This is a genomic window from Akkermansia sp. UBA7090 (assembly GCF_002493465.1).
GTDB classification, from domain to species: domain Bacteria; phylum Verrucomicrobiota; class Verrucomicrobiia; order Verrucomicrobiales; family Akkermansiaceae; genus Akkermansia; species Akkermansia muciniphila_A.
In genome coordinates, this window is the sequence record NZ_DKYW01000031.1 from 30,084 (window position 1) to 48,985 (window position 18,902).

At 55.8% G+C, this 18,902-nt stretch carries 14 protein-coding genes; 6 read left to right on the forward strand and 8 right to left on the reverse strand.

The genetic code is table 11. The features are described from left to right. Positions 1-41 precede the first annotated feature (41 nt). The 7 genes from B3075_RS10130 to B3075_RS10160 all read right to left on the reverse strand — a co-directional run bounded on the left by B3075_RS10130 (position 42) and on the right by B3075_RS10160 (position 9,970). Positions 42-3,200, reverse strand: a complete 3,159-nt coding sequence (locus B3075_RS10130) for an efflux RND transporter permease subunit (RefSeq protein WP_290488821.1) — start codon at positions 3,198-3,200, stop codon at positions 42-44. Positions 3,201-3,289: 89 nt separating this feature from the next. Beyond that, entirely contained in the window at positions 3,290-4,705 is a 1,416-nt protein-coding gene (locus B3075_RS10135; RefSeq protein ID WP_290488823.1) for an efflux RND transporter periplasmic adaptor subunit, read from the reverse strand. A gap of 32 nt (positions 4,706-4,737) precedes the next feature. Further along, a complete protein-coding gene (locus B3075_RS10140) occupies positions 4,738-6,018 on the reverse strand; it encodes a TolC family protein (RefSeq protein ID WP_290488825.1) in 1,281 nt (426 codons plus the stop codon). A 145-nt stretch (positions 6,019-6,163) separates the two neighbouring features. After that, positions 6,164-6,592 carry a hypothetical protein gene (locus B3075_RS10145; protein ID WP_290488827.1) on the reverse strand — a complete coding sequence of 143 codons (429 nt, stop codon included), beginning with the start codon at positions 6,590-6,592 and terminating at the stop codon, positions 6,164-6,166. A gap of 82 nt (positions 6,593-6,674) precedes the next feature. Continuing rightward, positions 6,675-7,700: an ankyrin repeat domain-containing protein gene (locus tag B3075_RS10150; protein ID WP_290488829.1), complete on the reverse strand. Its 1,026-nt coding sequence runs from the start codon at positions 7,698-7,700 to the stop codon at positions 6,675-6,677. 12 nt (positions 7,701-7,712) lie between these two features. Further along, entirely contained in the window at positions 7,713-9,194 is a 1,482-nt protein-coding gene (locus tag B3075_RS10155) for an MFS transporter (protein ID WP_290488831.1), read from the reverse strand. Between the two features lie 131 nt (positions 9,195-9,325). Next, a complete protein-coding gene (locus B3075_RS10160) occupies positions 9,326-9,970 on the reverse strand; it encodes a hypothetical protein (protein ID WP_290488832.1) in 645 nt (214 codons plus the stop codon). A gap of 325 nt (positions 9,971-10,295) precedes the next feature. Here B3075_RS10160 and B3075_RS10165 point away from each other — a divergent pair, with 325 nt between their 5' ends. After that, entirely contained in the window at positions 10,296-10,883 is a 588-nt protein-coding gene (locus B3075_RS10165; RefSeq protein ID WP_290488834.1) for a hypothetical protein, read from the forward strand. A gap of 111 nt (positions 10,884-10,994) precedes the next feature. Here B3075_RS10165 and B3075_RS10170 read toward each other — a convergent pair whose 3' ends face one another. After that, a complete protein-coding gene (locus tag B3075_RS10170; RefSeq protein ID WP_290488836.1) occupies positions 10,995-11,912 on the reverse strand; it encodes an ArsR/SmtB family transcription factor in 918 nt (305 codons plus the stop codon). Positions 11,913-11,949: 37 nt separating this feature from the next. Between B3075_RS10170 and metK the strand changes: the two genes are divergently transcribed. From metK to B3075_RS10195, 5 genes are all read left to right on the forward strand, one after another. Beyond that, positions 11,950-13,134, forward strand: a complete 1,185-nt coding sequence (gene metK, locus B3075_RS10175) for a methionine adenosyltransferase (RefSeq protein WP_290488838.1) — start codon at positions 11,950-11,952, stop codon at positions 13,132-13,134. Between the two features lie 22 nt (positions 13,135-13,156). Further along, positions 13,157-14,572 carry an adenosylhomocysteinase gene (gene ahcY, locus B3075_RS10180; RefSeq protein WP_094137334.1) on the forward strand — a complete coding sequence of 472 codons (1,416 nt, stop codon included), beginning with the start codon at positions 13,157-13,159 and terminating at the stop codon, positions 14,570-14,572. Positions 14,573-15,435: 863 nt separating this feature from the next. Then, positions 15,436-16,419 (forward strand): hypothetical protein, encoded by a 984-nt coding sequence (locus B3075_RS10185; RefSeq protein ID WP_290488840.1) that lies wholly within the window; start codon positions 15,436-15,438, stop codon positions 16,417-16,419. 29 nt (positions 16,420-16,448) lie between these two features. After that, on the forward strand, positions 16,449-17,714 hold the full coding sequence (locus tag B3075_RS10190; protein ID WP_290488842.1) for a protoporphyrinogen/coproporphyrinogen oxidase: 1,266 nt from the start codon (positions 16,449-16,451) through the stop codon (positions 17,712-17,714). Positions 17,715-18,000: 286 nt separating this feature from the next. Next, positions 18,001-18,891 carry a hypothetical protein gene (locus tag B3075_RS10195; protein ID WP_290488844.1) on the forward strand — a complete coding sequence of 297 codons (891 nt, stop codon included), beginning with the start codon at positions 18,001-18,003 and terminating at the stop codon, positions 18,889-18,891. The last annotated feature ends 11 nt before the right edge of the window (positions 18,892-18,902 follow it).

Consider the following 18,902-nt stretch of genomic DNA (forward strand, 5'->3'; position numbering starts at 1 on the left):
CTTATCCCCTCCCCGGTTCCGCCGCCGGAGTCCTGAATGAATCAGGAGGTGGCTTTCAATTCCTTCCGCCGGGAGGCAATCCAGCGGGAAAAGAGTTTGGCTGTGGCCGGAATGATGAGCAGGTTCAGAATGGTGGCCGTCACCAGTCCGCCGAACTGGACGACGGCCAGAGGGCCGAGCAGTTCGCCTCCGGGCTGGTCAATGGCCCAGATCAGCGGGAGCAGCCCCAGCACGGTAGTCAGGGAAGTCATGATGATGGGGACCACGCGTTCCAGAGAACCTTCCCGTATGGCTTCCGCGGGTTCCATTCCCTGATGTTCCAGGGCCCGGTACCTGTTGAGCAGAATCAGGCCGCTGCGGATGGCGAAGCCGATGACGGTCACGAATCCCACAATGGAAGCCACGGAAAGAATGGGCGGGATATAGGCTTCCCCGAACAGGGAGGCCAGTGTGCCGGGAGAGGCCAGGAAAACGGCTACGATGCCGCCCACCAGGCACAGCGGTATGTTCACCAGGGTCAGCATGGCGCGCCGGACGCTTCCCAGTGCGGAGGATAGAAGCAGAACGATGAGCACCATGACGATGGCGCCCAGGGCGTAAAGCCGTTGTGAGGCGGATTCCCGCGCTTTGATAGTGCCGTCATAGTCCACGGTACAGCCCATGGCATTCATGACCGGGTCCAATTGTTCCCGACAGGCCTTCGCGAGGTCTCCCAGGTTGGAATTGGGGGAGGGATTACAGGAAATCATGGCTTTCCGCATGGTGTTGTCCCTCAGGATGAGGTTGGAAACTTCCTCCCGGTACACCTGCGCCACGTCGTCCAGGCGCACGGTTTTTTTGTTAGGGGAAATAAGTTCCAGGTTTTTGACGTCTTCCATGGACGTTTTAAGTCTGGGATCAATGCGCAGCACAATGTTCCAATGGTCCTGGTTTTTGATGACTTCTCCCAGTTTTTGTCCGTTCATGGCCGTGGAAACCTGTTCCGCAGCATTCGCCATGGTCAGGCCGTAGGAAGCCAGGGCTTCCTGATTGTACTGCACGCGGATAGTATCCACCATAATTTCCCGGTTGGCGCGCGCATCCGCCACTTCCGGCATGTTCTCCAGAATTTCCTTGGCTTTCCGGGCGGCCAGGCGGAGCTGGGGCAGCTCCGTTCCGTAAATGTTGATGGCGATTTCCGAGTTGGAGCCGGATAAAGCGGAACTGATGCGATGGGCCAGCGGATACCCGATCATGGAGCTGGTGCCGGGAATGCCGTCAATGCATTTCTTGATGGCGGCGCGCAATTCTTTCTGGTCTTTCTTGAGATCCACGCGCACGAGCAGTTCGGAGGCGCTGACGGGTTCCGCATGTTCGTCATTTTCCGCGCGTCCCGTGCGCTGGGTGACGCTGAGAACCCCCGAAATCTGTTCAATGTCTTTCATGACTTTCCGGGAGATACGTTCCGTTTCATCCAGGGAAGTGCCCGGCACCGTGCTGACGAATACTGTGTAGCAATCCTCGTTGAACGGCGGCAGGAAACTGGTGCCGAATGTGGACCCCAGCCACAGGGCCAGCAGCGTAATGGCTGCCATGATGGCGCAGACCGTTTTGGAAAAGCGCAGGCAGAATTCCAGAATGGGGGTATAAATGCGCTTAATGAGGCGGGAGCTGAAGGAGTCCCCGCTTTCCAGCGTAGCGGCGTTTTTGCTTTTCCTGAACCATATGTAACAAAGTACCGGAGTGATGGTGACAGCTACAATAAGGGAAGAAAGCAGGGCTAGCATGTAGGAGATTCCCAGCGGCCGGAAAAACTGGCCTTCCAGACCGGACAGGAAGAGCACCGGAGTGAATACCAGCAGGATGATGACGGAAGAGAAGGAAATGGAGCCTACGATTTCGCTCTTGGCGTTCATCAGCACTTCATACTTGCTCTTGCGCTTATCTTTCGGCAGGGCGGCGTTCCGGTTCAGGTGCCTCCAGGCTATTTCCACGAAAATAATGGCGTTGTCCACCACGTCTCCCACGGCTACGGCCAGGCCGCCCAGGGTCATGATGTTGATGGCCAGCCCGAAAACGGGGAACATCATCATTCCGAACAGGATGGACAGGGGCATGGAGATCAGCGTGATGATGGCCGTGCGCAGGTTCAGCAGCGTCAGGAAGATAACGATCATGACCACCGCTCCGGCAATGAGGAGGGTTTCCGTGCCGTTATCCAGGGACATTTCTATGAAATCCGCCTGCCGATAGGCGGTGGTGTGCAGTTTCATTCCCTTGGGAAGCTGGCTTTGGCTGAATTCCCTGACGGCTGCGTCCACGGCCTGCGTCAGGGCCAGCGTATTGGCTCCCGGCACCTTCTGCACGGAAAGCACCACAGCGTCTTCCCCCATAAATCCGGCGTCTCCCCGCCGCGGCGCACCGTCTATCTTGACTTCCGCCACATCCTGAAGCCGGAGTATTCCGGAGGCATGATCCGGAACCAGGGCGCGGTTGAGCTGTTCAATATTGGCGGTGCGGGTATCCTGCTGAATGGGGAGTTCCTGCCCGGCCACATCCTCCAGATACCCTGCGGGGACGGAGGACTGGGATTCCTGAACAGCCGTTTTCAGGCTGGAAAGGTCCACCCCTGCCAGTTTGAGTTTATTGGGGTCGTAAATCACCTGGTATTCCGGCAGACGTCCGCCCAGCACCGTGACCTGGCCCACCCCGGGAATGGCCAGCAGGCGCGTGCGTAGCTTGTATTCCGCCAGTTGTCGCATGTCCAGCTTGGAGGTGTCCTTGTCTCCCGTCAGGGCGATGAGCATGATTTCCCCAGTTATGGAGACGATGGGTGCCAGTTCCGGGGATGTTCCTTCCGGCAGGGATTCCCGGACTGCTCCAAGGCGTTCCGTTACAATCTGCCGGGCCTGGTAGATATCTTTGTCCCAGTCGAAATCCACCCATACGAAGGAAAGGCCGCTGCCGGAGGAGGAGCGGACGCCCTTGACCCCGGCGGTCCCGTTCATGGCGGATTCAATGGGAATGGTGATGTACTGTTCCACTTCTTCCGCAGTAAGTCCGGGGGCTTCCGTCTGGATGGTGACACGCGGAACCTTCAGTTCCGGGAATACGTCCACGGGAATGTTTTTCACCACGAAGATGCTGATGATTGCCAGCGCAATCGTCAGCAGAATAACGGTGATCCTGTTATTCAGGCAGAATGAAATTAGAAAGTTCATGGATTCTTGTCGTTAAATACCGGAGATTCAAGGGACTGTTCCAAGGCGTTAGTGGTATTTGTTCCTTAATCTTTCGTTTTGTACATCGTTTAGTGTTCTCCTTCATGGAACTGGCCGTCCGCGTGGAAGTGTCCGGCAGCTTTTTTGCTTCCGGCCTCTCCGGTGGGCAGGATGTATTTCAATTCATACCCTCCCTTGGTGACGATGGTCTGTCCCGGCATCAGCCCCCTGACGGGCGTTTTCCCCTGCCGGGAGGGCTGCGTTTCCACTTTTTTCATGACAAATGTGTCGTTCCCGGCCTTGATGAAAACCACGTCGTTCACCCCTACCTTGACGACGGCGCTGTTGGGGACGGGAATAAAGCCCTCCGCGGCGGCGTCATCGGAATACAAATCCAGCCGGGCCAGTTGGCCGGCATGCGCCCCTTCCGGCAGGCGGCCCGGAGTGAAATACAGGGCCCGGGACTGGGTGGCGGGATCTACCTGTTCGGCTACTCTCAGGGTTCCGTCCAGCAGTTCCGTATTTTTGCCGCTGGTCAGGGCCAGCCGGGCTTTTGCGTAATGGACGGGATCCGCCCCATAAATGGTCGTGGAAAATTCCAGATCCCCTTTATTGGTCATGACGAGGGCGGGCGCGCCCTGTTCTCCCCAGGCTCCCTGGGTCATGTTCACGGACTGGACGGAACCATCCGCCGCTGCGTATATGTAAAGCAGGTTATTTTTCAATACGCCGGATTCCATTACCAGTTTTAATTTATTGTTGCTGGCGGTCAGGGCGGCCCGGAGGCTGTGGATTTCCGCCTCTTTGAATTGGATGGAAGTATTCAGTTCGCTGTTGCGGGTGCCGATTTTTTCCAACTGGGCCCGGCGTTCCCTGAGGGTGTTGAGTTCCGCAGCGGCGCGGTCCAGCGCAGCCTGCGCCTGGGCGGCGTTCCCTTCCATTTCCACAATATCCGGGGAAGCCAGCGTGTACAGCAGTTCCCCTTTGCGCACCTGTTGCGCGGACTTGACGTTGAATGTTACGCGCCCTGCGGCGGGAAGGGCGTATGTGGTCACCGCATGGGGAGGGATGACCATCTGCCCGTGAAGGGTTTTTGCCGCTCCTTGGGAGGCTTCCGCCACTTTCTCAAAGCGCATGTCCAGGGAATGGCGCGCTTTTTCATCCACATGCACGGGAATCATGTCTCCCAGTTGGCCGGAATTTTTCCCCTCGTGCTCGTGTTCATGGCTGCCTGTGCAGACCTCTCCTTCCGCGTGCTGGTGGCCTTCCTGTTCATGGTCGCCTGTGCAGACGGTTCCGTCCGCATGCCTGTGTTCTTCATGGGCATGGCCTTGAGTACAGGTTTCGCCTGCCTTGTGCTGATGGTCGTCATGGCAGTGTTCCGCCGTGCAGGCGGAGCCGTCCCCGTGTTTGTGTTCCGCAGGGGCAGCTTGTTCTCCGCGTGCGGAATGGAGGCAGAAAACAGGAGCCAGGCCCAACATGATGGAAAAATAAAGATGTTTCATGTTCATTAAAGATGGTGGAGGATTGATGTGGATTAAAGGTTGGCGTGGGTGAGGTAACGGAGCTGGGCCTGAATGGCCATCAGCTTGTCCAGATTATCCAGAAAAGCCAGGCGGCTTTCGTAAAGCTGGTGGCGGTTTTCCGCCAGTTCCAGCAGGGAGGCTTCCCCAATGCCGTGCAGCTTTTCCATAGTCCGGACGGAGGCGGCGAAGGCCTCCATGCGCTGAAGTTCCGTGCGGCAGTGGCGGAGCGCCATCTGCTGGCTGGCGTCAAGCTGGCGGGCGTTGAATAATTCCGTTTTCCAAAGCTGGATGGTTTCCTGCCTGGACAAGTCCCGCGTGCCGCGGGCTTCCGCGATAGCCTTGCGGTTGCGGTTCCAAAGAGGAAGATTGAACCCTATTTCTCCGCCCACTTCCTTTTCTCCGTCATCGCGGGTGAAAGTGGGGCCGAGTTCCAGTTCCGGATACTGCCGGCGGATTTCCGTTTTGAATAATGTTTCCGTGGTAGCGTAGGCTGCCAGCTGGGCCTTGATTTTTGGAGAGGCGGTCAAGGCTGAAGGGCCGGGAGCCGGCACGGCGGCGGGCAGATGAAATCCCTGTTTGGTCAGGACCCTGAGTTTGCGTACCGCAGAAGGATGCAGCCCCATCAGTTTGACGAGTTCCATCTTTTGCTCCAATTCCGTTTCCGTTACGGTCTGGAGTTCCCGGATGGCGTCATTCATGCGCTGGGAAGCTACCTGCCGGGAGGAAAAATCCACTTCCCCCGCGCCGATAAGCTGTTCAATCATGCCGTTTTCCTGCCGGATGGCATCCAGCCGCTCCCGGATGACCGCCTTGCGGCGCCGGGTAACGGCCAATTTGCTCCATGCCTGGTCCAGGGAACTGAGAAAATCCAGTTCCGCCTGGCGGAGAGTCCAGAAATCAGCCTCTTTGTATTGTTCCGCCACTTTTTTTTCCAGGGCGGGGAGGCCGGTCACGGGAATGGTGAAGCCCAGGCTGCCGGACATGTTGAGCGTATTTTCCTGGAGGACTTGTTCAATACCCCAGGAAAAGGAGGGATCGTTCCACCAGCCCGATTGCCTGGCCACTTCATTGCCGGAGGCCAGTTTCAGCCGGGCTTTGTTCAGATCCGGATTCATGACCAGGCCGATCCGGCGGGCCTGGTTCTGGGTGATGGAGGTAGGGGAATCTACGCGGGAGGCCTCTTTCCAGGAGGCTTCCTCCGCGTTCAGGTCAATAGGCGCGCTGTGGTAGACGCTGCATGAGCTGAGCAGGGCTGTCAGGCTGAGCCCGGCGAAGAATGGTGTGGATTTCATGATGAAAAAGATAATAAAAGCAGTTCGATTCGATCAGGTTGGGACAATGCGGCGAATAACTCCGCGGAAACAAATAAAGCGGACGCCATATTAAAGGCAGCGTACCGCAGGAAACGCCTTCCAGGGACGTTTCTGAAAGAAGCCGTTAAATCAGCAGGGGAAGTTGAAAGCCTTCATGCGCCGGCCCGGTGTTCCTGAACGGGTCAGGGGGAGCCGGCGTTGCGGAATCCGATGTTTGGCTTATGAGAAGAAGAGAGCGGGCCAGATGATGAAAATCCGGCAATGTCTGCCAGATGACGTAAGGCTGGGGCAGAGGCGCATGAGGCACAGGCACCATCAGGTCACTAATCTCCAGCTGCCTGTGTTCGCAGAGATGCCCGGCCATAGGGGCGGAAGAACTGGGGTGGGATGTATCGTCCCCATGGCCTTCGCAGGGGGCGGCATCCTGATGACAGGAACAGGAAAAAATGAAGATTTCTTCATGGCACGGGCACACGGAAACCATCCCCGTTCCGCCTATGACGACGAGCAGAAGGGTAAACAGCATGATGCCGGTGCGCAATGCTCTGACCATGGTATGCCGCAAATCCTAGAAAGGAGGCGTGAGGGGGTCAAGAGCAAAAGTGGCGGATGTCTGAACCCTGAAGGGAAGACCGTTATTTTCCCGCCGCTTTGCGGAGCAGATCCACAGTGTGTTCAAAGGCTACGCCGCGGACATCAATAATCCGGGAGTTTCCCGCGATGGTCCCGATGATTTCCTCCCGGAATTTTCCGGACTGTTCTTCCGTGAGCAGGTTTTTGGAGCTCAGGGAGCGCGTGATGATCTGGAGAATATACCCTGTTTCCACGAATGACTGGCGTCCCACGGCTTTTTTCATGGCCTCCATGAATTCCGGCGCATGGGCGGGCGACAGACCGGCCACGGCTTTTTCATAAGCGCGGATGAAGGAATCCACCGGGGCTTTGGAAACTTCCGTCTTGGTGAGGTCAAAGCTGGATTGATAAGCGAGAGCCCCTTCTTCCGCCAGTTGAAGGGCATTTTTGCCGAATTTGTTGACGGCGGTCATGTCCGCCCCTTTTTCCAGCAGCAGGGCCGCCACCTGGAAATTGCCGCGCATAGCCGCCAGCATGAGAGGCGTGAATCCGTTGCCTTCCCGGTTATTGATGTCTGCTTTCCTTTCAATCAGCATGTCGGACAGGCGGTCCAGCCCGCTCCAGGAAGCCCAGTGCAGCGCGGTCCATCCGTCCTTGTCTTTCCGGTCGATTTCCACGCGGGGGTCTTCCAAAAGCCGTTCCAGGTAGGGAGCCCGCGTGGCTTCCAGCTTCAGCGTGGTTTCAATGTTGTTGTAGTTGGCGTAGCATATCCACATGACAGGGGTTCTGCCATGGGGATCCGTCATGTTGACAAAAGCCTTTCCTTCCGCCGCAGCCAGTTTTTCCCCTTCTTTCAGGGTCTGTGCGAATTCTTTCATTCCCTTGACCCGGGCTTCCTGCTCCTCCTGTTCCGAGGAGGCGTTGACTTCCTTGGCCTCCGCTTTTTTCATTACGGTAATCAGGTCCAGGGCCGGGTTGGGGTCTCCGGAAAAGGATTTGGAGACCAACAGGCTGAGACCTCCGAGGATGGAGCTGAACGCTACCAGGATGAGGGAATCCACAATGATGTTGCGCGTGTGCTGGTTCATAGTCTCGTAAGGTCAGGAGTTGGCTTCCGTAAGTTCTTCCGCCGTCAGGGCGGGGTCCGTTTCCGTTTCAATAGCGCTGATGGACGGCGGCTCCGCATCTTCCTCGGGATGGTCTGAGGTGATGGTCTTTCGGGTCATGATGATGGCGATGGGGCTGATTACGGCCATGGCCAGGTAAATGGTCCACATGAATTCCGGGGAGTCCCAAAAGCCGATGTGCCCGGTATCCATCTTGGCGCAGATGCCGTCATAGCAGAGGTAGGCGACGAGCAGGCCGCCGATGATGCCGTTGATGGGCTTGGCGATGAACATGGGAAGCGCCGCCAGAGACATGTAGGAGGCTACCTTGTCTTTCGGCGCCACCCGCGCCACGTATTCGGAGAAGCGGGGAGAGAAGAGAAGTTCCCCGAATGCGAACACCAGGATCTGCGCCACAATGGCTACCAGATACGCCTGGGAGCGCGTTTCGATGCCGGGCACCAGGTAGTACCATTCAATGGGAATGGCCATGAAAACGAGGGAGAAGGCAGAGATGGACATGCCCACGATCATGAGGCCCACGGTGGAGAAACGGCCCAGCACCGGAATGAGCAGAATGAGGCCGGAAACGATGATGGCCGGGTTGACGGCATTGATGGAGCCTATGGCAAAGTCGTCATATAGCGTGCGCACATAATATTTGGGCATCACCAGGAACTGCAGCGTGAAGACGATGCGCACGCCCATGGTCAGCACAAGGAAAAGGATGAGTTTGCGGAAGGCGGATTCCCTCCACACTTCCATGAAGAGCTGGAGGGGCCTGCGGAGGGGGGCGTTGAGGTTCGCTTCCCGTTCGCTGGGTTCCGCATAGTTGTTTTCATTGATGAAGCGCGTCGTGATGCATCCCAGCAGCACCATCAGCGTCCCGAAGTTGATGATCCAGTATCCCCCGTCCACGGCGCCGAAATGCTTGCGGAAAAATTCAATCAGGAACACGTTCGCGATGACGGCGGAAATGTTCATCAGCAGGTAATAAATGTTGAAGCCCGTGGCGCGCGCTTTCAGCGGGGAGAAGCGCCGGATGGAGGTCTGGATGACGGGGGACATGAACGCCGTGCCGAAGGACATAATCAGGATGCCCGCCATGACGGCTACCCTCCCGGAGTCCACGGTGGGGCTGAGATCCGGGCCGAAGCCCATGATCAGGCGCCCGGCGATGAGGATGATGAAACCGATCAGGTAGGTACGCCGTATGCCGATGATGTCGCAGATGGAACCCACCGCGAAGACGAAGGCGGAGATGAAAAGGGTGTACAGGCCTACCCAGAGGGCGGCGTCCGCATCGTTGAAGCTGCAATAGTCCGTCAGGTAGAGGACGAATACCGTAATCATGGAAAAGTAGGCCAGTCCGTCAAAGAATTGAACGACGTTGGTAAGCCAGAAATCCTTGGATACGGTCTTTAGGATTTTGAATTCCGAAAAGTACTTGAGGATGGGGTTTGCGGACTCATTCATGGAGAAGTGGAAGCGGTAGAGAAAAAGTTGACGACGGTGAAAGAGTGGGTTACACGCACCCCCGTTTCAAGATTTTTTTCTCCCGAAGGCCGGTTTAACCGGAAAAATGCGTTTCATCGCCGGGGAAACCGCTATCTGGGCAGAATGCGCCGGAAGCCTGCCACATTACACCATGACAGCGCTTTCAGGCATTGCTCCACAGCTATGGCGTCCGAAGGCAGAACGGGCCACAGTCCGGCTTCTTTCAGCCCTGATTTGGCTGTTTCCGCCGCTTTCCATTCGCGGAATTGGGAGGGAAAAGCGGAGAAAGTGAAAAAGGCCCAGCAGGCCAGCCCGATGGCCAGCGCAATGTGGAATTTCAACAGTCCGGCCGCCAGCATTCCCAGCAGAATAAGAGCCGTGAAAAAAGGAATCATCGTGGCGCGCGCAGAGGCGGTTTTGCGGGCTTTGGCGGCCGCCGGGTCTTCCCGGACCAGGCTGCTCATGGCCCAGGTATGGGCTACGCAGGCCAGTCTGCCTGCGGTCACCTTGTCTTCCCACGCCGGAGGAAGGCTGATGAGTCCGTTTTCATCCACTCCGGGGAACCGGGCTTCCTCCAGTTTCCGCTGGCGTTTTTCCGCGCCGTCCAGGCGGTGAATCAATCCCGCCGGGCCGGGGAAGCCGGGCAGTTCCCGGGATTCGTAGGTGCGCAGGGGAATGATGCCTTTGGTGAAACGCAGCGCGGCAATGACGCCGAGCACGACCACGGAAAGGAAAATCACTACTGCGAATAGCATAGACGGCTTTTTCTCATATGCCCGTGTATCCGTCAATCTCTCCGGCTGGCATGAAGCCGCCCTTTCCGGACAGCCGCCGGGGGTGGATGCGCCCGCTGTTTTTTCCGCTTTTTCCTGCCTGAAACGCTTTGAAAACGGAAGAGCGGCGCTAATGTCGGAATGATCTGTGATTCAGGACGTTTCCATGTGCGGACGCACATTCCGGCATGGATTTTCTTCATGCCGGAAGCTCTGGATTTGTATTGCTTTTCCGGAGTCTTTCTTGTAATTGCTGACCGCAATGGTCCGTATCCGGGAATGCTTGAAGAAGTGGCTGCCGTTTGTCATGATGGCGGCTGCCCTGGGTGCGGCCCCCGCCCAGGATGTGGCGTGTCCCGATGCCGCGGATCTGGATTTGGACCTGGTTAAACTGAAAAGTGGCCCCAGGGGAAAACAGAGGGAGGCCATGCGGAAAGTCCTTCTGCTGGTGCATCTGAAGCAGAAGGAAACGTGGCTGGCGGAATCCACGGGAGAGGGGGCCGTGCATCTGGCGGCGGAAATTTCCTTCCGCCGGTATTTAGCCTCAGTGGATATGAGCGGATGCCCGGAGGAATTCAGGCGTGCTTTCCTCCGGTATGCAAAGCTTCTGAATTCCTTTGAAGAGAAAGATTTGAAAAGCGTCACGGATTTTCCTGCGGTTCCTTTGCAGGCTGCCGGAAGAGAGCTGTTCCGGGTGCTGCTTACTTACCGTCTGGAACCGGAGCATCTGCTGGAGGAAATGAAAGAGCTGGTGGATGAGGAAATTGAGGGAAAGGAGGAACTGTCCGCCGAACAGATGATGGATATTGTCCGGGGAGTGCGGGAGGCCCTGCAATCCGGCAGCCGCCCCTTTCCTGAGGAAAGGCTGCCGGAGGACAGAGATTCCGGAATGTAGCGGCTTTTCATGGACGGCGGCATGCCGGTGCCGTAAAAAATCTTGCGCAGGGCGTGCCGGGGAGGGCGCCCCGGCTATTCCGGGTGGAAAATGGATTGAGACGGCTGCTCGTCACGGTTTCCAGGCGGCGGCCATCAGAGTCTGGAAATGGGGCGGGTCCGGCTCCCTGTCCACAATATCCGTGTGGATATTCCGGAATCCCGCTTCCTTCAGCATGCTTTCCAGGGCGGCGGGCGTGAAGCCCAGCCAGCGGTCCGCATAAAGTTCACGGGCCTCTTCCTGGCCATGCTGGAGCAGATCCAGCACCACCAGGCAACCGCCGGATTTCAGAATGTTCCACGCGGCTTCCAGCGCCCTGGACGGCTTCTGCGCATGATGCAGGGCCTGGCTGAGCAGAGCCAGATCCACCGTGCCGGGGTTAATGGGCGGCGCTTCGATGTCGCCCAGGCGGTATTCCAGATTGTCCAGCCCGTGTTTGCGCGCCAGCTCCTGCCCCAGCTCCACCATGCTGGGGGAGTTGTCCACGGCGATCACCTGTTTGGCGCTGGGGGAGATAAGCTGGGAAACGAAGCCTTCCCCGGCCCCCAGATCCGCCACTACGTCATAGTTCAGAATGCGGAGCAGGGCTCCGGCCAGCGCTTTCCAGGAACGGCCGGGTGCGTAGTTTTTGCCCAGACGGCACACTACTTCGTCAAAATAGGCCTGGGTGCGGTTTTTGCGCTTGTCCAGGATGACCTGAAGGGCTTTTTTGTCCGTTTCCGCCTCCGGCAGTTCCTCGCAGGCTTTCAGAGCTACGTTGTGCAGGTCGCCTGCCAGGGAAAGAGTGTAAAAGACGTTTTTCCCAGAGCGGGCGTCCTCCACCACTCCTTCCTGCCGGAGCTGGGCCAGCTGGCTGGAAATGCTGCTCTGTCCCATGCCCAGAATTTTCTGAAGCTCCGCGACGCTCAGGGATTCTTCATTCAGCACGTTGATGATGCGCAGGCGGGTGGGATCTGCCAGGAGTTTGAGCGTTTTTAGGGTTGACTTCATAGCGGAATAATATATCAACATATCGAGATTTATCGATATGAGCAGAAACACCCCTCACATCTTTACGTCGGAATCCGTTGGAGAAGGCCATCCGGACAAGGTGGCCGACTACATTTCCGACTCTATTTTAGACGCCTGCCTGGCTCAAGACAAAACTAGCCGCGTTGCCTGTGAAACGCTGGTGAAAAGCAATATGGTCATCATTGCCGGAGAGCTGACGACCAAAGCGGTGATTGATCCGGAGAAAATCGCTCGCCAGGCCATTCGGGAGATTGGGTACTGCAACAGTCAGGACGACGATGTTTTCCATGCGGATACCGTCTTTTTCACGAACCTGCTCACGGAACAGTCTCCGGATATTGCGCAGGGGGTGGACGCCCGGGAGGCGGAGGGCAAGGGCCATGCGGAGCAGGGCGCCGGAGACCAGGGCATTATGTTCGGATTCGCAACGAATGAGACTCCGGAGCTGCTTCCGGCCCCCATCGTATTTGCGCACAAGCTGCTCATTGAGCTGGCCAGGCGGCGCAAATGCGGGCATGTGGACTGGCTGCGCCCGGACTGCAAGTCCCAGGTGGCTGTGGCCTATGGCGAAGACGGGCGTCCCAAGCATATTGAAAACGTAGTTATTTCCACCCAGCACACGGAAGACGTGGACCGTGGCACGATTTACTCATATTGCGTCAAACTCATTAAAAATGTGCTTCCTGCGGAACTGCTGGATGAGAGGACGGAATACTTCATCAATCCCACCGGGAAATTCGTGGTGGGAGGCCCCCACGGGGATTCCGGCCTGACGGGACGCAAAATTATTGTGGACACGTACGGCGGCATGGGGCGCCACGGCGGCGGAGCCTTTTCCGGGAAAGACCCGTCCAAGGTGGACCGTTCCGCCGCGTATATGTGCCGCTGGGTCGCCAAGCACATTGTGGCTGCCGGGCTGGCGGACAAATGTGAATTGCAGGTGGCCTACGCCATCGGCTACCCCACTCCGGTTTCCATCCGGGTGGATACGTTCGGCACGGGAAAAGTGGAGGAAAAATCCATTGAAGATGCGCTGGAAAGCATCTTTTCCTTCAAGCCTGCGGATATGGTGGAACAGTTGAACCTGCTTCAGCCTATTTACCGGAAGACGACGCACTACGGGCATTTCACCAATCCGGAGTTGCCCTGGGAACAGCTGGACGAAACGCGCCTGGCCTTCCTGAAACAACTTCTTCATTAATCCTACGACAACGCTTACAGACATGTTTTCAGAAACGGAACAATACAAAGTGCGCGATATCGGCCTGGCGGATTTCGGCCGCAGGGAACTGGATATTGCGGAGCATGAGATGCCCGGCCTGATGGCCGTGCGCGAAAAGTACGCCTCCGCCAGGCCCCTGGAGGGCGTACGCATCATGGGCTCCCTGCACATGACGGTGCAGACGGCCGTGCTGATTGAAACGCTGACGGCTCTGGGCGCTTCCGTCCGCTGGGCGAGCTGCAACATTTTCTCCACCCAGGACCACGCCGCCGCCGCCATCGCCAAATCCGGCACGCCCGTGTTCGCCTGGAAGGGGGAGACGCTGCGGGAATACTGGGACTGCACGTGGAAGGCCATGAACTTTCCTGACGGGCTGGGGCCGCAGCTGATTGTGGATGACGGCGGAGACGCCACCCTGCTTATTCACCGCGGGTATGAAATGGAGGAAGGCTCCGACTGGGTGGATACCCCGTCGGAATCGGAGGAAGAGGAAGTCATCAAGGCCCTGTTGAAAAAGATTGCCGCGGCAACTCCGGGCATTTTCCATCGCTGGCTTCCCGAACTGAAGGGCGTTTCCGAGGAAACGACCACCGGCGTGCACCGCCTGTACCAGATGCAGGCCGCCGGCCGTCTGCTGATTCCGGCCATCAACGTGAACGATTCCGTAACCAAGTCCAAATTTGACAACCTGTACGGCTGCCGCGAGTCCCTGGTGGACGGCATCAAGCGCGCCACGGACGTTATGGTTGCCGGCAAGGTGGCCGTCGTCTGCGGCTACGGGGACGTGGGCAAGGGCTGCGCCCAGTCCCTGCGCGGCATGGGGGCCCAGGTGGTCGTGACGGAAATAGACCCCATCTGCGCCCTTCAGGCCGCCATGGAAGGCTACCGCGTGCTGACGGTGGAAGATACGCTGGGCTGGGCGGATATTTACGTGACCACCACGGGAAACTGCAACATCATCCGCATCGAACACATGGAAAAGATGAAGGACCAGGCCATTGTCTGCAACATCGGCCACTTCGACAATGAAATCCAGGTGCACAAGCTCCAGACGTATCCCGGCATCAGTCATCTTAACATCAAGCCCCAGGTGGACCGCTACACGTTCCCGTCCGGCAACAGCCTGTATCTTCTGGCGGAAGGCCGCCTGGTCAACCTGGGCTGCGCTACGGGCCATCCCAGCTTCGTGATGTCCAACAGCTTCGCCAACCAGGTGCTGGCCCAGCTGGAGCTGTGGAATACCCGTAAAGACCGTTCCGTGGGCGTGGAAGTGCTGCCCAAGGTGCTGGATGAGGAAGTGGCGCGGCTACACCTCGCCAAAATCGGGTGCAAGCTGACTGTCCTGCGTCCGGAGCAGGCGGACTACATCGGCGTTCCGGTGGAAGGGCCTTATAAACCGGACTTTTACAGGTATTAACTTTGTAAGGGTTTTCTTTTCCTGGCCGTTCCGCGCGGTCCTTCCCGGCGGAACGGCTTTTTTATTTTCCCTGTAACGGGTGGAGTAGGAGGGCAGCCCGTTTATTTTCCTTCCTGCTTTTATGCAGGTCCCCTGTGGGTAGTGAAAAAAGGAAGGCTTTTTATCCTGTCTTTAAAGTTTAAATACCTTTCCGGCAGGCAACACGGAAGCAGTATTGGAATGTTGGCCAGACAAAGCCTCGGCCTGCTTGAAGGATTTCCCAAAACCGCTTGAATTTGGTAAGGGGGGCGGTTATCGAATGAAGCATAGGAGAAGAGCAGGAGCCTTTTCTTCTCCGCCAGAATCAGCCTCATCAGGCGGGCGGCTTTCTGGTATGTTATTTCCGCAGGCTTATGTCTGCCGTATATCTCTTCCTTGATAAAGAGGTTTCTGATTGTAACAGAAAAGAATATTAAAAAATGACGAATTCCAAATTCGGAGTCAAGGTTAAATTTTGAAAGAAAGGAGCTTCTGAAAATAAGTTTCCCCAATGACCGGGACCTTTCGTCTTCATGATTCCGTCCGGGGCTCCCCATCAATTCCCATTCCGGCAAAAATATCCATATCCGCCGGAAAGCCTGTATTTCAAAGAAAGTAGTTGATTATCAGCTTTATTCCCTTTCTGCGGAGACTTCCTCCCGTCATGCAGCTATAATCGCACGCAATCTTTTTTCAACCTCAGGGAATTTGGAATCCCTCAATCGAATTTGGAATTCGTGTAGTATTTCCCCACTATTTACACGGTGCATGCACCCGGAGAGCAAATCCTGTTTTTCAATGATTTATGTTGGAGGATACGGTTTGTTCCTCTACATCAAACGACCATGGATACTTCTTCCCGGAAAACGTCTCTTGTTGTGTTGTTCAACCATCGGTATGACCGTAACATTCCGGTCATCAGAGAGCTTTATTCAAGACGCTTTTCCGGGTTGCTTCAATTAATGCCCTATTACAAGGGGGATGCCCCTGACGTATGTTCCGTTTACGGGAATTCTTTCCAGTTTTATAATTATATTTTACAGTCCAGGGAAAGAATCAGGCAGCTGGATGGCGATTATCTTCTCATCATCGGAGACGATCTTCTTTTAAATCCCGGGTTTGACGAATTTTCCACGCCGTCCCTGCTGGGAATTCATGGGGAGGATACGTGTTACCTTGACGGTTTTGTGGACGTTTCTCTGCCGGTGTGTTACCGGGGAACGGCGGAAGCTCACCGTTTTTCCATAACTCCCCCCGGTATTGATGCGGAAAGCGTCAACAGGAACGTTCCTTCCTATGAGGAGGCCAGGCGGATTTTAAAATCCAGGAACCTCATGCGGCATGATGAATTGTCGCGCGTACGCATGTTTCTGCCCAAATGGAGTTCCGGCGGGATTCATGCGAATTGGAAAGTGTTGAAGGGCAGGGTATGGCATTTGCTGAATTACTGGAAGCACCGGATGAAAAAATACCGGTATTCCTATCCTGTCGTTTTCGGATATTCGGACATTGTCTGCATTCCGAAAGGGAGATTGGACGATTTCTGCCGTATTCTCGAAGTGTTCTCCGCATGGAACATGTTTGTGGAGCTGGCCATTCCCACGGCGTTGCAGCTTCTTCCCGGAACAAAACTGGCTACGCTGGAGGACACGCAATACAAGTCGGGAAACGTCTGGTTCCCCCAGGATCCGGAACACTTTGAAGCCATGAATGCCGTCATCGGAGGGCTCGTGTCTTCTTCCGGAGGGGACCTTGACAAATTGCTTGCCTCCTTTCCGGAGGAATACCTGTACCTCCATCCCGTGAAATTGTCCCGCTTCGCCAGGTAGGGGCGTCAATAAATTGGCCTTTTTATCCCATGATGAAATATGCTGTGATCGGAGCCGGGGTTTCCGGATTGTCGATGGCCGGAATGTTGCTGAAGAGAGGTCATGAGGTGGTTGTTTATGAAAGGGACTCCCGGCCCGGCGGCCTGATTAAATGCACGGAGGTGCAAGGTAATCTGTATCATCGGGTGGGCGGGCATGTGTTCAATTCCCGGCGGCAGGAGGTGCTGGACTGGTTTTGGTCCCGGTTTGACAGGGAGCGCGATTTTGTTTCCGCCCGGCGCCGGGCGGTTATTTCCCTGGAGGGCGGGGCTGTGGTGGATTATCCCATTGAAAACCACCTCGACCAGTTTCCCGAGGCCGTCCGTTCCTCTATCGTCCATGAGTTGCTGGAACTTTACAGGAATCCTCCCGCGGAACCCCGCTCCATGGGAGAGTTTTTTCTGAACCGTTTCGGGAAAACCCTGAACAGCCTTTATTTCACGCCATACAATAACAAGGTGTGGAGGCAGGATATCAGCCAAATTGCCATGGATTGGCTGGAAAACAAGCTTCCCATGCCGGGTGTGGCGGAAATCCTGCTGAACAATATTGGGCACATCGATGAAAGCGTCATGGTGCACAGTTCTTTCTTTTATGCGAAAAACGGCGGGTCCCAGTTTCTGGCGGATACGCTGGCTCGCGGCCTTAAGGTCAGATACCGGGAGGAAGCCGTAAATATCCTCCCGAAGGACGGGAAATGGCTCATACAGGGAGAGTTGTTTGACAGAGTTGTCTTTACGGGGAATGTCAGGCTGCTTGGGGATTGTTTCCCCTGCGTGGACGAATTGCGCCCGTTTTTCCCCCGGATTTCAGAATTGCGCTCTCACGGAACCACTTCCGTGCTTTGCCGGATCTCCCCTAATGACTACAGCTGGATTTACATGCCCTCTCCGTCCCACCGTTCCCACCGGATCATTTGCACGGGGAATTTTTCCAGAAATAATAATAACGGGGACATCACCACCGCGACTATTGAATTTTCCGAGCAAATGGCAGCAGGGGAAATCAGGCGCCAGCTGGAGCTTATTCCCTTTTCCCCTGTGTATCTGGCTCATCACTGGGAAGAATACACCTATCCCGTTCAGGATGCCTCCAGCCGGACCCTCATCAGGGAACTAAAGGAGCGCCTGGAACCGAAAGGCATTTATTTATTAGGCCGTTTTGCGGAGTGGGAATACTACAACATGGATGCGGCCATTGGCGCGGCTCTTGATTTGGATAAAAGGCTGGCTGCGAAGCAGATGCCGCGGGGATGAGTCAATTTCCGGGTATGGCAGAGTATTTGAACGGGGGATTGTTAATCCGCTGTCAATGGAAAACTTTAACAGAGAATAATTTCCGTACATAGAACACGGGTTGAAACAGGATTTTTTTTATCGCAAAAATTCCATTCAGTCCTATAAACCATTTATAATTATTTTTTTATAGTTACACCCAAATTTTTTAGGAACAGACGGATTAACAACTCGTTATAGATGAAAGCGCAGAAGATGTGCCCCTGTTTTTTACCAGGGGCATGCATTTCCACCGGAATTTGGGAGTATGGCTATCCGTTATTGTTCTTTCGCGACCCGCGGCTACCGTTTGCGGCAATGGATGCAGATGATGAGCCTGAGGCTGGCGGATTCCTCTGTGGAGTTGTCCTGTTGGAATCTTAATCGCCTGGAGAGGGAAGGAATCAGGGAGGCTGTTCCCTGGTTCGACCCGAATTTGCAGGGCGCCGGGTTTTGGGTATGGAAGCCTTTCATCATTCTCAAAGAGCTGGAACATTTGGAGGAAGGGGATTACCTGCTTTATACGGATGCGGGGCGTCCGCCGGGGAGGCTTTTCCATCATTCCTTGCAGCCGTTTGTCCAATGGCTTCGGGAGAAGGGGCAGGATATAATGCCGGGCGTGAACATTTCCTATTATACGGGAGACCTTACGCGGTGGTGCAAGCAGAGCGTTTTTGATGAATTGAAGCTGGATATCAGGTGTTTTGAAAAAGCGCCCCTGATTCAGGGATCATTCCTTTTCTTAAAAAAGTCGGAACAAAGCCTCCGAATTCTCCATGAATGGATGGATTTATGCCGTCAGTTCAAGCTGGTGTCTTCCGCCGCTCCGGAAGAAAAGAGCCGTTGCCGCTCCAATTTTGTGGCTCACACGCACGATCAGACGTTGCTGTCCCTCGTGGCGGCGCAACATCATCTGGACTGCCTGTATTCCGGGAAGGGCGTCATTCATCTGGAAGGCCGCCGGGCGTTTGAGCGGCATCCCGGTTTTGACGACAAGGACCCGGACCGGTTTTTGGAAGAACTTGGCGCAAAGAAAGAGGAGCATCCCTTAATGCCCGTGCTTGGCTGCATGCAGCAGGCGTTTTTCCTGTATGAAAAAGCCATGAGTAAATTGATGAAGCTGGTTGGCTTGAGACCCCTCCGCGGGTTTTACCGTTGAGGGACGGTTGT